Origin of the sequence: Pseudomonas cichorii (assembly GCF_018343775.1) — a bacterium.
GTDB classification, from domain to species: Bacteria; Pseudomonadota; Gammaproteobacteria; order Pseudomonadales; family Pseudomonadaceae; genus Aquipseudomonas; species Aquipseudomonas cichorii.
In genome coordinates, this window is record NZ_CP074349.1 from 5,485,822 (window position 1) to 5,501,979 (window position 16,158).

13 protein-coding genes are annotated in these 16,158 nt (G+C 60.1%); 11 read left to right on the top strand and 2 right to left on the bottom strand.

The window, feature by feature from the left end:
* Positions 1-52 precede the first annotated feature (52 nt).
* The 4 genes from KGD89_RS23695 (at position 53) to rarD (ending at position 4,818) form a co-directional block, all read left to right on the top strand.
* Entirely contained in the window at positions 53-817 is a 765-nt protein-coding gene (locus KGD89_RS23695) for a TOBE domain-containing protein (protein WP_025262208.1), read from the top strand.
* Between the two features lie 82 nt (positions 818-899).
* Entirely contained in the window at positions 900-2,801 is a 1,902-nt protein-coding gene (locus KGD89_RS23700; protein ID WP_025262209.1) for a PhoX family protein, read from the top strand.
* Positions 2,802-2,926: 125 nt separating this feature from the next.
* Entirely contained in the window at positions 2,927-3,901 is a 975-nt protein-coding gene (locus KGD89_RS23705) for a serine/threonine protein kinase (protein WP_025262210.1), read from the top strand.
* A gap of 29 nt (positions 3,902-3,930) precedes the next feature.
* Complete coding sequence (gene rarD / locus KGD89_RS23710) at positions 3,931-4,818, top strand: EamA family transporter RarD (protein WP_025262211.1); 888 nt, start codon at positions 3,931-3,933, stop codon at positions 4,816-4,818.
* A 231-nt stretch (positions 4,819-5,049) separates the two neighbouring features.
* Here rarD and KGD89_RS23715 read toward each other — a convergent pair whose 3' ends face one another.
* On the bottom strand, positions 5,050-5,568 hold the full coding sequence (locus KGD89_RS23715) for a glycine cleavage system protein R (RefSeq protein ID WP_025262212.1): 519 nt from the start codon (positions 5,566-5,568) through the stop codon (positions 5,050-5,052).
* A 320-nt stretch (positions 5,569-5,888) separates the two neighbouring features.
* On the opposite strand from KGD89_RS23715, the gene KGD89_RS23720 reads away from it, so the two are divergent.
* On the top strand, positions 5,889-8,063 hold the full coding sequence (locus tag KGD89_RS23720) for a malate synthase G (RefSeq protein ID WP_025262213.1): 2,175 nt from the start codon (positions 5,889-5,891) through the stop codon (positions 8,061-8,063).
* Between the two features lie 62 nt (positions 8,064-8,125).
* Here the strand turns inward: KGD89_RS23720 and KGD89_RS23725 are convergent, their stop codons facing one another.
* Positions 8,126-8,572, bottom strand: coding sequence for a response regulator (locus KGD89_RS23725; protein ID WP_025262214.1), 447 nt, complete (start codon positions 8,570-8,572; stop codon positions 8,126-8,128).
* A gap of 233 nt (positions 8,573-8,805) precedes the next feature.
* On the opposite strand from KGD89_RS23725, the gene KGD89_RS23730 reads away from it, so the two are divergent.
* The 6 genes from KGD89_RS23730 (at position 8,806) to KGD89_RS23755 (ending at position 16,156) form a co-directional block, all read left to right on the top strand.
* Positions 8,806-10,740, top strand: a complete 1,935-nt coding sequence (locus tag KGD89_RS23730; RefSeq protein ID WP_025262215.1) for a DUF294 nucleotidyltransferase-like domain-containing protein — start codon at positions 8,806-8,808, stop codon at positions 10,738-10,740.
* On the top strand, positions 10,737-11,450 hold the full coding sequence (locus tag KGD89_RS23735) for a 3'-5' exonuclease (protein WP_025262216.1): 714 nt from the start codon (positions 10,737-10,739) through the stop codon (positions 11,448-11,450). Before KGD89_RS23730 ends, KGD89_RS23735 begins: the two co-directional genes overlap by 4 nt.
* Before the next feature lie 243 nt (positions 11,451-11,693).
* Positions 11,694-12,599: an L-threonate dehydrogenase gene (gene ltnD, locus KGD89_RS23740; RefSeq protein ID WP_025262217.1), complete on the top strand. Its 906-nt coding sequence runs from the start codon at positions 11,694-11,696 to the stop codon at positions 12,597-12,599.
* A 10-nt stretch (positions 12,600-12,609) separates the two neighbouring features.
* Positions 12,610-13,899 carry a 3-oxo-tetronate kinase gene (gene otnK / locus KGD89_RS23745; protein ID WP_025262218.1) on the top strand — a complete coding sequence of 430 codons (1,290 nt, stop codon included), beginning with the start codon at positions 12,610-12,612 and terminating at the stop codon, positions 13,897-13,899.
* Positions 13,899-14,537 carry a 3-oxo-tetronate 4-phosphate decarboxylase gene (gene otnC, locus KGD89_RS23750; protein WP_025262219.1) on the top strand — a complete coding sequence of 213 codons (639 nt, stop codon included), beginning with the start codon at positions 13,899-13,901 and terminating at the stop codon, positions 14,535-14,537. The genes otnK and otnC overlap by 1 nt, the downstream gene beginning before the upstream one ends.
* Before the next feature lie 161 nt (positions 14,538-14,698).
* Entirely contained in the window at positions 14,699-16,156 is a 1,458-nt protein-coding gene (locus tag KGD89_RS23755; RefSeq protein WP_025262220.1) for a GntT/GntP/DsdX family permease, read from the top strand.
* Positions 16,157-16,158: the final 2 nt, after the last annotated feature.

Sequence of the window (16,158 nt, forward strand, 5' to 3'; positions counted from 1 at the left end):
ACGCCGACTTGTCTTACACTCGCCTTTCCCATCAGCCACCCAATCCGTCGCCATGCCCTTACCGACTCTGCTGACGCAACACATGGTCCGTCGCCCGCAGCGTATCGAGTTGCTGCAACACATCGCCGAGCAAGGCTCCATCACACGTGCCGCCAAAAGCGCAGGCCTGAGTTACAAGGCGACTTGGGATGCCATCGATGAGCTGAACAATCTGGCGCAAAAGCCTTTGGTGGAGCGCAGTGTCGGCGGGCGTGGTGGTGGCGGTGCGAAACTGTCTGCCGAAGGTGAGCGTGTGCTGCGTCTCTATCAGCGATTGCAGGCACTGCAAGCCCAGGTGCTGGAAGCCACCGAAGAAAGCACGGACCTGGACCTGCTCAGTCGCCTGACCCTGCGCACCAGCGCCCGCAACCAGTTACTGGGCCGCATCGTGAGCATCACTCGACATGGGCACAACGACCATATTCGTCTGCAAATGGCCGACGAGGTGTTCATCGAGGCGCAGATTACCCATGACAGCACCCTGCGTCTGGACCTGCAGATCGATACCGATGTCGTCGCTCTCATCAAGGCGGGCTGGCTTGAGCTGTTTCCACACGATCACGAGGAAACAAATGGAAACAATTGCCTGTTCGGGCTGATCGACAGCATTCTCGAAGCCGAAGACGGCCCCTGCGAAGTGCGCATCAATCTGCCTGGAGGCCAGACGCTGTGTGCCTTGACGCCATCTGAGCAGCTTCAGGCTCTGAGCCTGGAAACAGGCAGTCAGGTGCAAGTCCGTTTCGCCCCGTCACGGGTCTTGCTGGGCACACCTTTGTAAGCGGCTGTGTCGTCACTCCTGAGACACAATTTCGTCATATACGGCAATTATCGTGGCTGCCACCTCTGTGGGAGCCGTGATGATGAATCTATTAGAAGAAAATCAATCCACCGACCTCGAAAAGATGGTCGGCCTCACTCGCCGTGGGTTCATCAGCGCAGGCGCCCTGTGCGGTGCCGCGATGTTCCTGGGCGGCAACCTGCTGACCCGTAGCGCACTGGCCAACAGCGTCAGCGCCGCATCGGGCAATCTGCTGGGCTTTGACAGCATTCCGGCAGCCACCGCCGACACCATCAGCCTGCCGCCGGGCTACAAATCCTCGGTTCTCATCAGTTGGGGTCAGCCCTTGCAGGCAGGCGGCCCGGCCTTCGACCCGAGCGGCAAAGGCACCGCCAAGGCACAGGAAGTGCAGTTCGGCGACAACAACGACGGCATGAGCCTGTTCCCGATGCCCGGCCACAAAGACCGGGCGCTGATGGCGATCAACAACGAATACACCAACTATCGCTACCTCTTCGATCACGGCAAGGAGCCGCAATCGGCCGAAGACGTACAGAAGGCACTGGCCGCTGAAGGCGTGTCGGTCATCGAGGTCCAGCAGAAGAACGGCCAGTGGCAGTTCGTGCAGGACTCCAAGTACAACCGCCGCATTCATGGCAACACGCCCATCGACCTGAGCGGCCCCGCTGCCGGTCATGAATGGCTCAAGACCGACGCCGACAAGGCGGGCAAGCATGCCTTGGGCACGTTCCAGAACTGCGCCAACGGCAAGACGCCGTGGGGCACTTACCTGACCTGCGAAGAGAACTTCACCGACTGTTTCGGCAGCAGCAATCCGGAGCAGAAGTTCGATGCGGGCCTCAAGCGTTACGGCGTCGTGGCTGCCAGCAAGGACATCAACTGGCATCAACACGATCCGCGCTTCGATGTGGCCAAGAACCCCAACGAGGTCAACCGTCATGGCTGGGTGGTCGAGATCGACCCGTTCGACCCGAAATCCACGCCAATCAAACGCACCGCGCTGGGCCGCTTCAAGCATGAAAACGCCGCACTGACCGAAACCAAGGGCGGTCGCGTCGTGGTGTACATGGGCGACGACGAGCGTGGCGAGTTCATCTACAAATTCATCAGTCGCGACAAGATCGATCATCACGATCCCAAAGCCAATCGCAACCTGCTGGATCACGGCACCTTGTATGTGGCGCAGTTCGATGGCGGTGACAACAACCCGGATCGTCCGAAAGGCAAAGGCCAGTGGATCGAACTGACCCATGGCAAGAACGGCCTGGATGCCGCAGCCGGTTTCAACAATCAGGCTGAAGTGCTGATTCATGCACGTCTGGCCGCCAGCGTGGTGAAAGCCACACGCATGGACCGCCCGGAATGGATCGTGGTCAGCCCCAAGGATGGTCAGGTCTATTGCACCCTCACCAACAACGCCAAGCGCGGCGATGACGGCCAGCCGGTCGGCGGTCCGAACCCGAGGGCCAAGAACCAGTACGGGCAGATCCTGCGCTGGAAAGAAGCCGAAGATAATGCCTCGGCCATGGAATTCGAGTGGGACTTGTTCGTGGTCGCGGGCAACCCGGTCGTACATGCTGGCAAACCACAAGGCGGGTCGAGCAACGTCAATGCCCAGAACATGTTCAACAGCCCGGACGGCCTGAGCTTCGACGAAGCGGGACGCCTGTGGATACAGACCGACGGCGACTCCAGCAACAAGGGTGACTTCGCTGGCATGGGCAATAACCAGATGCTCTGCGCCGACCCGCACAGCGGTGAAATCCGTCGCTTCCTGGTCGGACCGATCGGTTGCGAAGTAACCGGCATCAGCTTCGCGCCGGACTACAAGACGATGTTCGTGGGTATCCAGCATCCTGGTGAAAACGGCGGCTCCACCTTCCCCGAGCACCAGCCCAACGGCAAGCCCCGCTCTTCGGTGATGGTGATTACCCGTGAAGATGGCGGCATTATCGGCGCCTGATTCCAGCCGAATTTATTCGCGAAAAGCCCCATTCGCGAATAAATTCGCTCCTACGGAAAAACTGCGAGCACTCTGCGTTACCATCTGCAGTCGAACGCGGCGACTTGCTGCGCGCAGGAGTCAGCATGGCCCACCCGTTTGCAACACTCACCCCCGATCTCGTTCTCGACGCCGTAGAAAGTATCGGCTTTCTCAGTGACGCCCGCGTCCTGGCCCTGAACAGTTATGAAAACCGGGTCTATCAAGTAGGTATCGAAGACGAACAGCCCTTGATCGCCAAGTTCTATCGCCCGCAACGGTGGAGCAACGAAGCGATTCTTGAAGAACACAGCTTCACCTTCGAGCTGGCAGAAGTCGAAGTGCCAGTCGTAGCCCCTCTGGTGCATGACGGTAAAACCCTGTTCGAGCACGGTGACTTCCGCTTCACGCTGTTCCCGCGCCGTGGCGGACGAGCCCCGGAGCCGGGCAACCTCGATCAGCTCTATCGCCTGGGCCAGTTGCTGGGACGCATTCATGCAGTGGGCGCAACCCGGCCGTTCGAGCATCGCGAAGCCCTGGCCGTGAAAAACTTCGGCCATGATTCCCTCGACTACCTGCTGAGCAACGATTGCATTCCGCGCAGCCTGCTCCCGGCCTACGAGTCCGTCGCCCGGGACCTGCTCAAGCGTGTCGAGGATGTCTACGCCGCAACACCCCACAACAATATCCGCATCCATGGCGACTGCCACCCGGGCAACATGATGTGCCGTGACGAAATGTTCCACATTGTCGATCTGGACGACTGCCGCATGGGACCCGCCGTACAGGACATCTGGATGATGCTGGCAGGTGATCGTCAGGAATGTCTGGGGCAATTGTCGGAGTTGATGGACGGCTACAACGAATTCCACGACTTCGATCCCGCCGAACTCGCGCTCATCGAGCCGCTGCGCGCCCTGCGCCTGATGCATTACAGCGCCTGGCTGGCGCGACGCTGGGACGATCCGGCCTTCCCCCGCAGCTTTCCCTGGTTCGGCACAGAGCGTTATTGGGGCGACCATATCCTGGCACTGCGCGAGCAGTTGTCGGCCCTGAACGAAGCCCCCCTGAAACTGTTCTGAAAACCTGTTGTTGAGTACAAGGACGCTACATGCAAGCTGCCAACCCACGCCGTGGATACATTCTTGGCTTGAGTGCTTACATCATCTGGGGCCTGTTCCCGATGTACTTCAAACTACTCGCCACCGTTCCCGCCCTTGAGATCATCATTCACAGGGCGATCTGGTCGGCGCTGTTCGGCTCCCTGCTGCTCCTGTTCTGGAAACATCCCGGTTGGTGGCGCGAACTGCGGGAAAACCCGCAACGGCTGGCGGTACTGGCGCTCAGCGGCAGCCTGATAGCCTGCAACTGGATGGTTTATGTCTGGGCGGTGAACAACGGGCGCATGGTCGAGGCCAGCCTGGGTTATTACATCAACCCGCTGGTCAACGTGCTGCTCGGGATGTTGCTGCTGGGCGAACGTCTGCGACGCCTGCAATGGCTGGCGGTGCTGCTGGCCGCCGCCGGAGTTGCCCAGCAAGTCTGGCAGGTCGGCAATCTGCCGTGGGTGTCACTGTTATTGCCACTGACATTCGGCTTCTACGGCCTGATCCGCAAGAAAGCCCCCGTGGCTGCCCTGCCCGGCCTTGTCGTGGAAACCTGGATGCTGGTTCCGCTGGCACTGGCGTGGCTGCTGCTCAATCCCGTGGCACAAACCGCACAGCCTGAGTTCTGGACCACCAGCCAGGCGATATGGCTGGCAGCGGCCGGCCCGGTAACGCTGATCCCATTGGTATGCTTCAACGCCGCCGCCCGCCACTTGCCCTATACCGCACTGGGCTTTCTGCAATACGTCGCGCCGACCCTGGTCCTCGCCCTTGCGGTCCTGCTCTATGGCGAGCACCTGAACACCAGCACCATCATCACCTTCGTCTGCATCTGGGCAGGGCTGGCAATCTACAGCGTCGATGCCTGGCTAAGTCTGCGCCGCCGTCGCTGATCAAAAAACATACAACCCTTTGCAAGCCACGATTCATATGGCCTGCAAAGGGTTCTCCAACGGTTATCCACAGGCAGGTTCACCTTATTTGTGCACAAGCCATTGAAACTGCTGGTTTTTTGATCAAACCCCGCAAAGCCACGTCCACCGTGGCGCACAAGGCCATCTCCCCAGGTTATCCACAGGTGGGTGCACGGTTAACTTGGATAACCTGACCATTCGTACTCCCTCTCAACTCTCCGTCTTCAACACCAACTCCACCATCAGATCGTCCGCCAGGGTTTCGAGCCGGGCCTGCAGATCGTCCAGTGACAGGTTCAGGGGCACGCCCAGTACGGCGTCGGCATGGAACAGCAGTTCACTGCTCATGGGTGCCGGGGTGATGTCGGTGATCAGGCTTTCGACGTTGACGCCCTGCCCGGTCAGCAAGCGGGTGATGTCGCGCACGATGCCGGGTCGGTCATTGCCCACCAGTTGCATGCTGATGGTTTTCCAGGAGCCGAGGGCTTCGGCGGTGCTTTCGGCCAGTTGCACATGAATGCCATGGACCGTCAGCACCCGCAGTGCCTGGATCAACTCATCCTGATTTTCAGCCGGTACACCGACCCGCAGGATGCCGGCGAACTGCCCGGCCATGCGCGACATGCGGCTTTCCAGCCAGTTGCCGCCATGATCGGCGATGCAGTGGGCTATACGCTCGACCTGGCCCGGTTTGTCGGGTGCAACCACAGTGACTACGAGATGATTCACAGGTGACTTCCTCTGCTTTTAAAAAGGTGCCGTCAGACCCCGACGGATGTCGCGAAAGTATAGGCAAGGTTCACGCCGGCACTGCAAAGCGCAGAACGTGTACCGTTTTGATAATTTTCTGGAACAATCGCCGTCATTTTTGAGAACATCCGGGTCGGCAGCGTGACTGGTCGTGAAACTTCAGTCGTTTGGTGACATATTCATCCCCCATCGCTGCTGCTCATGTAGTATTTCGCGGCGCGCACTACATAACATTAAAACCAATAAACAGAGCGCTCCTTGAGTGAGCTCGACCTGCTGAGCAGAGTGAGGCAAGTGCAATGACTGAGTACGTTCAAGTCGGTGACCTGCAGGTCGCCAAAGTCCTGTTCGACTTCGTGCAGAACGAAGCCACCCCAGGAACCGGCATCGATACCACAGCGTTCTGGGCCGGGGCTGACACACTGATCCATGAGCTTGCGCCAAAGAACAGAGCCTTGCTCGCCAAACGTGATGACTTGCAGGCAAGAATCGATGCCTGGCACCAGTCCAATGCCGGACAGGCCCACGACGCCTCGGCTTACAAAGCTTTCCTTCAGGAAATCGGTTATCTGCTGCCAGAAGCGGCGGACTTCCAGATCACGACGCAAAACGTCGATGAAGAAATTGCCACCATGGCAGGCCCGCAACTGGTCGTGCCAGTGATGAACGCCCGCTTCGCCCTCAATGCCTCCAACGCCCGCTGGGGTTCGCTGTACGACGCGCTTTATGGCACCGATGCCATCAGCGAAGAAGGCGGTGCCGAGAAGGGCAAGGGCTACAACAAGGTTCGCGGCGACAAGGTCATTGCCTTCGCCCGCGCCTTCCTGGACGAAGCCGCACCACTGGCGGCCGGCTCCCACGTCGACTCGACGGCTTATAAGCTGATCGATGGCAAACTGGTCATCAGCCTCAAGGGCGGCAGCAATACCGGCCTCAAGGATGACGCACAACTGATCGGCTTCCAGGGCGATCCTTCTGCACCGCTGGCCATTCTGCTCAAGCACAACGGCCTGCATTTCGAGATCCAGATCGATGCGTCCAGCCCTGTCGGCCTCACCGACCCGGCAGGCGTGAAAGACATCCTGATGGAAGCCGCGCTGACCACCATCATGGACTGCGAAGACTCCATCGCCGCAGTCGATGCCGACGACAAGGTCGTGGTGTATCGCAACTGGCTGGGCCTGATGAAAGGTGACCTGTCCGAAGAAGTGGCCAAGGGTGGCGAAACCTTTACCCGTACCATGAACCCGGATCGCGTCTACACCACGCCCGAAGGCAACGACGTCACACTTCATGGCCGCTCGCTGCTGTTCATCCGCAACGTGGGTCACCTGATGACCATCGACGCCATTCTGGACAAACACGGCAACGAAGTGCCAGAAGGCATCCTGGACGGCCTGCTGACCAGTCTTGCCGCGATTCACAACCTCAAGGGCAATACGTCGCGCAGCAACAGCCGCAGCGGTTCCGTGTACATCGTCAAACCGAAAATGCATGGCCCGGAAGAAGCAGCATTCACCAACGAACTGTTCGGCCGTGTCGAGCAGGTCCTGGGCTTGCCGCGCAACACGCTGAAAGTCGGGATCATGGACGAAGAGCGCCGCACCACGGTCAACCTCAAGGCCTGTATCCAGGCGGCGAGCGAGCGTGTGGTGTTCATCAACACCGGTTTTCTGGACCGCACGGGCGACGAGATCCATACCTCCATGGAAGCAGGCCCGGTCGTTCGCAAGGCGCAGATGAAGGCCGAGAAGTGGATCGGAGCCTACGAGAACTCCAACGTCGATATCGGCCTCAAGTGTGGCCTGCAAGGCCGGGCTCAGATCGGCAAGGGCATGTGGGCCATGCCGGACCTGATGGCCGCGATGCTGGAACAGAAAATCGCCCATCCGCTGGCGGGTGCAAACACCGCCTGGGTGCCTTCGCCTACCGCAGCCGCCCTGCACGCCTTGCACTATCACAAGGTCGACGTGTTCGCCCGTCAGGCCGAACTGACGCAACGGGTGCCCGCCTCGGTGGACGACATCCTTACCATCCCGCTGGCCCCACAGGTCAAGTGGACGCCGGAAGAGATTCGCAACGAGCTGGACAACAATGCCCAGGGCATTCTTGGCTACGTCGTGCGCTGGATCGACCAGGGCGTGGGTTGCTCGAAAGTGCCGGACATCAATGACATCGGCCTGATGGAAGACCGCGCCACACTGCGCATCTCCAGCCAGCACATGGCCAACTGGCTGCGCCATGGCGTGGTCACCGAAGCGCAGGTACTGGAAAGCCTCAAGCGTATGGCACCGGTGGTGGATCGCCAGAATGCCAACGACCCGCTATACCGCCCGCTGGCCCCGGATTTCGATAGCAATATCGCGTTCCAGGCCGCCGTCGAACTGGTGATAGAAGGCACAAAGCAGCCTAACGGTTACACCGAGCCGGTGCTGCATCGCCGTCGTCGGGAGTTCAAGGCTCAAAACAGGTAGTGGTTTTCGCGACTGAAGTCGCTCCTGCACATGTGGGAGCGAATTCAGTCGCGAACCGGAACTCAGGTCATCCCCAGCTCACGCTTCACCAACCGTACAAGCTGCTTGGTATTGAGCGGCTTGAGCAGGAAGTCCACCACACTCAAATGCATGGCATCGATGGCATCGCGCACGTTGGCGTCGCCTGAAACGATGATGATCGGCAAAGCCGCGCGTTCGGAGTCGCGGACCTGGCGGATGAGGTCCAGCCCGTCACAAGGCGCCATGCGCAGATCGGTGATCAGTAGGCCTATGGACTGACGGGTTTCAAGCAGCTCCATGGCGCTGTTGCCGCCACCAGCCGTCAAGCAACTGATGTCATTGAGACTAAGAATTTCTGCCAGCAACTCCCGGGCGTCGCTGTCGTCATCGACGATCAGCACACGTTGCGGCAAGTCACGATTGGACTGGAGCATGACCTCTGTAAGGGCGTCGCGCTCTTCATCGCTCAAGATGTCGTGGTCACTCATTCCCGCCTCATCATTCCCTGGACTAATTCCTACAGCAGATCAGGTTAAACCTGCAGCGCACTTTACGGGCCTCCCAGCCGGGTATTCGAGCGCGATCCCATGCGTTCGTTAAAACAGCTCTACACAAACCTGTGCATCAGGGCACTACCTGTCAGCGTAAGACTTACGTCCAATGGGCACTGCGGCCCAAGCGGTCGACCATGACCGCCAATAACAAAAACGCGGTACAGGTCATGAGCAAAGCCGACGCTTTCAACCAGGCAGGCAAAACTGCGGTGTTGCAGAACATCCACGGCACCATGCAGTTCCTGCAAAAATTTCCACCGTTCAACCAGATGGAAAATGCCCATCTGGCGTACCTGGTTGAGCAGTGCCAACTACGTTTTTACGCCTGCGACGAAAGCATCATCAAGCCGGCAGATGGTGCAGTAGAGCACTTTTATATCGTTAAGCAAGGCCGAGTGGTAGGGGAACGACCACATTCGGCAAAAGGTGGCACCGAAACCACCTTTGAAATCACCACCGGAGAATGCTTCCCGCTGGCAGCCCTGCTGGGCGAACGGGCCACACGCACCGAACATCTGGCAGCCGAAGATACTTTTTGCCTGCAATTGAACAAACAGGCCTTCATCAAGCTGTTTGCACTGTCCACCACTTTCCGGGATTTCGCCTTGCGCGGCGTCAGCAGTCTGCTGGATCAGGTCAATCATCAAGTCCAGCAACGCGCCGTGGAAACCCTGGGCACTCAATACTCCCTGAATACCCGCCTTGGCGAACTGGCCATGCGCCATCCGGTGATGTGCGACCCTGAAACGCCGATGCGCGAAGCCGTCAGGATGATGCATGAGCAGCAAGTGGGCAGCATCGTGATTGTCGATGAGGAGCAGGCACCGCTCGGGATCTTCACCCTGCGGGACTTGCGCGAAGCGGTTGCCGACGTGAATGCCGACTTCAGCCAGCCCATCAGGCACACCATGAGCCAGGCACCGTTTCACCTGAGCCCCGACGCCAGCGCCTTCGATGCGGCCATCGCCATGACCGGTCGCCATATTGCCCATGTCTGCCTGGTCAAGAACGGGCGCCTGTGCGGCGTGGTATCGGAACGCGACCTGTTTTCCCTGCAACGTGTGGATCTGGTGCATCTGGCCCGAACCATTCGCAATGCACCACGGATCGAAGCACTGACCAATCTGCGCGGTGATATTGTGCAACTGGTCGACCGCATGCTGGCCCATGGCGCGTCGTCTACCCAGATCACCCAGATCATTACCCTGCTCAACGACCACACCGTATGCCGGGTCATCGAACTGACGCTGGAAGAGAAAGGCGATCCCGGCGTGCCTTTCAGTTGGCTGTGCTTCGGCAGCGAAGGACGGCGTGAACAGACGCTGCACACCGATCAAGACAACGGAATCCTGTTTGAAGCCAGTGATGCCGCGCAAGCAGCGGAAATACGAGCGCTGTTGCTGCCCATCGCCGAGCGCATCAACCAGAGCCTTGCCCAGTGCGGCTTCAGCCTGTGTAAAGGCAATATCATGGCCAGCAATCCAGAGCTGTGCCTGTCACGCAGCGAATGGTCCAGACGCTTCTCGGCCTTCATTCGCGAAGCCACGCCTGAAAACCTGCTGGCATCGAGCATCTACTTTGATCTGCGAGTGGTCTGGGGCGACGAAGCCGGGTGTGAACAATTACGCCGCGGCATTCTCGATCAGGTCGCAGACAATCGCCTGTTCCAGCGCATGATGGCCGATAACGCGCTGCGGCAGCGCCCTCCGGTCGGGCGTTTCAAGGATTTCGTGCTGGCGCGCAAAGGCAGCGACAAGGACACTCTGGACCTGAAAACAGAAGGCCTGACGCCGTTTGTCGATGGCGCACGGTTGCTTGCGCTGGCCAACGGTATCGGCGCCAATAACACTCTGGAACGGTTGCGGCAACTGGTGGAGCGCGAGGTCATCGACCCGCTGGACGGCGCCGCCTATGAAGAGGCTTATCACTTCATCCAACAGACCCGCATGCTGCAACATCAGTTGCAAAGCCGTCAGAACCTGCCGTACTCCAACCGCATCGATCCGGACACGCTCAACCACCTGGACCGGCGCATCCTGCGCGAATCATTCCGCCAGGCACAGCGCCTGCAAACCAGCCTGACCCTACGTTATCAACTATGAATCTGTTCGAGTGGCTACGACCACGACCGAAAAAGACGCCGCTGGAGCAGCAGCACCTGCAGCGTCTGGCAGAGCTGCCAGCCTTCGCGCCGCTGAACGAAGAGTCCTTGCGCAAACAGCGCTGGGTCGTGCTCGACCTGGAAACCAGCGGCCTGAACATGAACCGCGATCAGGTCCTGTCCATCGGTGCCGTGGTGATAGAAGACGGTGCCATCGATCTGGGCCAGCAGTTCGAGCGCACCATTCTTCGTGTCGATCACAAGGTCAGCCCGGCAGTGCTGATCCACGGTCTGGCGCCCAGCACCATCGCCGCGGGTAGCGAGCCGGTGGAGGCTTTTCTGGACTTCCTGGAGTTCGCAGGCTCAAGCCCGATGCTGGCGTTCCATGCACCTTTCGACCAGCACATGCTGTCCCGCGCCCTGAAGGACAGCCTGGATTATCGCTTGCAGCATCCGTTCTTCGATGTCGCAGATATCGCCCCGATGCTCTGCCCCGACGCCAGTTTGCGTCAGGCCGGCCTGGACGACTGGACGAACTTTTTCGGGCTGCACGCCGAAGAGCGCCATCATGCCAGCGCCGACGCGCTGGTCACGGCTGAACTGGCCTTGATCCTGTTCAGCCATGCACGCCGCCAGGGCATCGACAGCCCCGCCCGTCTGGAGGAATCCCTGGGTCAATGGCGCAGGCGCAAGCAGAACCATTCGTTTTAATTCCTCGCATCACCCCTTCCTTCAGCACCTGAAATTCTGTCGTCGCGTGCAAGCCCCCACCCACACCATCATTCCAATGCGGGAGGGAGCTTGCCCGCGATGCTTTTTCGATGTGAACTTTTGTTAAAAACAAAAAATACTTCACATTATCTACTCACTGATTCACTATCAGATTCACAGATCAGAACAATATCGCCCGTTTGCCAGCTCCACAGGCATCGGCACTGACTTGAGGATTGCATCATGACTACGAAGAATGTTGGCGTTATCGGCCTGGGCGCCATGGGTCTGGGCATTGCCCGTTCGCTGCTGCGCAGTGGCTTCAATGTGCATGCCTGCGATGTTCGCACCAGCGTGACCGAAGCGTTCGCCCAGGAAGGCGGTGTTGCCTGTGACTCGCCTGCCAGCATGGCCGCGGCCTGTGATGTGATCATTACCGTCGTCGTCAACGCCGAGCAGACTGAAACGGTCCTCTTTGGCGAGAACGGCGCCATCGGCGCACTGCGTCCCGGCAGCCTGGTCATCGGCTGCGCCACCGTCGCTCCAACCTTCGCAGTCGAACTGGGCCAGCGCCTGGTCGATCAAGGCCTGCTGTACCTCGATGCCCCGATATCCGGCGGCGCTGCCAAGGCAGCAGCCGGTCAGATGACCATGATGACTTCCGGCCCGGCCGAGTCCTACGCCAAGGCAGAAGCCGTGCTCAACGGCATGGCGGGCAAGGTCTATCGCCTGGGCGATGTCCATGGTCTGGGCTCGAAAGTCAAAATCATCAACCAGTTGCTGGCTGGCGTGCACATCGCGGCAAGCGCCGAAGCCATGGCCCTGGGCCTGCGCGAAGGTGTCGATGCCGACGCCCTGTACGAAGTGATCACCAACAGCGCCGGTAACTCGTGGATGTTCGAGAACCGTGTACCGCACATCCTCAACGCGGATTACACCCCACTGTCGGCGGTGGACATTTTCGTCAAGGATCTGGGCCTGGTACTGGATACCGCCCGCACCAGCAAATTCCCGCTGCCGCTGTCGGCCACCGCTCACCAGATGTTCATGCAGGCTTCCAGCGCCGGTTTCGGCCGGGAAGATGACTCCGCGGTGATCAAAATCTTCCCGGGCATCGAACTGCCGAAAGCCAAACCGAAACAAGCCTGAGGAGCGCCCCATGACTTCGACTTCCTCTCGCCCGTTGCTGGGCTGCATCGCCGATGACTTCACCGGTGCCACGGACCTGGCCAACATGCTGGTTCGCGGCGGCATGCGCACCGTGCAAAGCATCGGTATCCCGAGCGCTGAAATGGCCGCCGGTCTTGATGCCGACGCTATCGTGATCGCGCTCAAGTCACGCACCACACCCACCGCCGAAGCCATCGATGAATCGCTGGCTGCACTCGAATGGCTGCGCGAACGCGGCTGTGAGCAGATCTTCTTCAAATACTGCTCGACCTTCGACTCGACAGCCGCTGGTAACATCGGCCAGGTCAGCGAAGCCCTGCTGGAAAAACTCGGCAGTGACTTCACCTTGGCGTGCCCTGCGTTCCCGGAAAACGGTCGCACGATCTTCCGTGGCCATCTGTTCGTGCAGGATCAACTGCTCAACGAATCCGGCATGCAGAATCACCCGCTGACCCCAATGACTGACGCCAATCTGGTGCGTGTCCTGCAGGAACAGACCAGCAAGAAAGTCGGCCTGTTGCGCTATGACACCGTGGCCAAGGGCGCAGAAGCCGTGCGCAGCAAGATCGCCGAGCTGCGCGCCGATGGCGTGAGCATGGCCATTGCCGATGCCGTTTCCGATGCAGACCTTTATGTACTGGGCGAAGCCTGTGCTGACCTGCCGCTGCTGACCGGTGGTTCGGGTCTGGCGCTGGGCCTGCCGGGCAACTTCCGCAAGGCAGGCAAGCTGCGCGATATCGATGCTGCAAAACAGGCCGCAGTCAGCGGTGGCGAAGTGGTGCTGGCAGGCAGCGCTTCGGTGGCCACCAATGGTCAGGTCGCGGCCTGGCTGGAAGACAACCGCCCTGCCCTGCGCATCAATCCGCTGGACCTCGCGGCTGGCAAGCCCGTGGTCGAGCAGGCCCTGGCTTTCGCCCGCGATGCCGGGCAAACCGTTCTGATCTACGCCACCAGCACGCCGGATGAAGTCAAGGCCGTGCAAAAGGAGCTGGGTGTCGAACGCTCCGGCGCCATGGTCGAGGAAGCGCTGGGCCAGATCGCCAAAGGTTTGCTGGGCGCTGGCGTGCGTCGCTTTGTCGTCGCCGGTGGCGAAACGTCGGGCGCCGTGGTTCAGGCGCTCGGCGTGCAACTGCTGCAGATCGGCGCACAGATCGATCCGGGCGTTCCGGCGACTGTCAGCAGCGGCGCACAACCGCTGGCGCTGGCACTCAAGTCCGGCAACTTCGGTGCCCGTGACTTCTTCGCCAAAGCCCTCAAGCAACTGGCAGGAGAAGCTTGATGAGTAGCGAAAAAGCCCTGCGCGAAGAAATCTGCGATGTCGGCAGGCTGCTTTATGGCCGTGGTTACACGGTCGGCAGCGCCGGCAACATCAGCGCCCGCCTCGACGACGGCTGGCTGATCACCCCGACCGACGCTTGCCTGGGCCGTCTGGACCCGGCGGATATCGCCAAGGTCAATCTGGCGGGTGAATGGGTGTCCGGCAACAAGCCGTCCAAGACCCTGGCCCTGCATCGCGAAGTCTATGACCGGAACCCTGAAGTAGGCGGTGTGGTGCATACCCACTCCACGCATCTGGTCGCGCTGACCCTGGCTGGCGTCTGGAAAGAAGACGACATCCTGCCGCCACTGACGCCGTATCAGGTGATGAAAGTCGGGCATATCCCGCTGATTGGCTACGAACGTCCGGGCTCCCCGAAAGTCGCCGAGCGCGTCGCACAACTGGCCAACAGTGTTCGCGGCGTGATGCTGGAGCGACTGGGCCCCGTAGTCTGGGAAAGCTCGGTCGCCAAGGCCTGCTACGCCCTGGAAGAACTCGAAGAAACCGCTCGCCTGTGGCTGATGACCAACCCCAAGCCTGCGCCACTGGACCCGGCAGCCCTCGAAGAGCTGCGTCAGGTCTTCGGCGCGAAGTGGTAACTCGCACGCATTGATCGGGAGTTGCCTGGCGACTCCCGACCGACGACAGCATCACCACACACAATAACAACAGGACTCAAGAGCATGAATCATCCCTATCTCGCTTTTGTCAGCTATTGCTCAGCGTTTGTCTCGCTCACCCTTCGCCGGAGTGCACAGGCATGACTCCCTTCATGTTGATGGCCATCGCGGGCGCGGGTATCGCCCTGCTGCTGTTTCTGGTTCTCAAATACAAATTCCAGCCTTTCGTTGCCCTGATGCTGGTCAGCATCATCGTGGCACTGGTGGCCGGTGTTAAACCGGCCGATCTGGTCGCAACCATCGAAGGCGGCATGGGCAAGACCCTTGGCCATATCGCAATCATCATTGCCCTGGGCGCAATGATCGGGCGCATCATCGAACTGTCAGGAGGCGCCGAAGCCCTGGCCAGGACGCTGATCGACCGCTTCGGTAACAAGCGCACGCCACTGGCGCTGACCGTTGCAGGCTTCATGGTCGGCATTCCAGTATTTTTTGAAGTCGGCGTGATCATTCTCATGCCACTGGCCTACGGCGTGGCACGTGCTGCGCGCAAACCGCTGCTGATCTTTGCTTTGCCGATGTGCGCCGCGTTGCTGGCCGTGCATGCCTTCCTGCCGCCGCATCCGGGTGCCGTCGCCGCTGCCAGCCAGTTGGGCGCAGACCTTGGTCGTGTGCTGATGCTGGGTATTCCGATGGTCGCGGTGCTGTGCATCATCGGTTACTTCGTCGCCGGTCGCATGACCCGCAAGACCTACCCGATGACCGACGATATCCGCAGCGAAGTCTACGGCCCGCATGTCACCAACGAAGACCTGGAAGCCTGGGCGCGTAACGACTACTCCACGGTTCGCGAAGCGACTCAGACCAAGACACTGGGTGGCGAAGAAAGCGCCAGCAGCCTGGCAAGCAAGCTACCGCCAGCGCCTGCACCAGGTTTCGGTCTGATCATTGCCCTGATTCTGCTGCCTATCGTGCTGATCCTGCTCGGCACGCTGGCCACCACCATGTTGCCTGTGACGTCCACATTGCGCAGTGTTCTGACCGTACTGGGCGCGCCACTGGTTGCCCTGTTGATCGATACTCTGCTGTGCGCCTGGTTGCTGGGCACACGCCGCGGCTGGAGCCGTTCCCAGGTATCGGACGTCATCGGCTCGGCACTGCCGGGCGTGGCCATGGTGATCCTGATCGCCGGTGCCGGTGGTGTGTTCGGTAAAGTGCTGGTCGATACCGGCATCGGCGCGGTGGTTTCCGAAGCCTTGCGCAATACCGGCCTGCCGGTTCTGGCTCTGGGATTCCTGCTGACCATGCTGCTGCGTGCGGTCCAGGGTTCCACCACTGTGGCGCTGGTTACCACCGCCGGTATTCTCAGCCCGCTGATCGCTACGCTGGACCTGAGCGCCAACCATCTGGCCCTGCTCTGCCTGGCCATGGGCGGTGGTGGTCTGGCCATGTCGCACATCAACGATGCGGGCTACTGGATGTTTACCAAGCTGGCGGGCCTGAACGTCGCCGACGGCTTGCGCACCTGGACCGTACTGGTCACGCTGCTGGGTACATTGGGCTTCGTCCTGACCCTGCTGCTCTGGCCCTTCGTCTGACC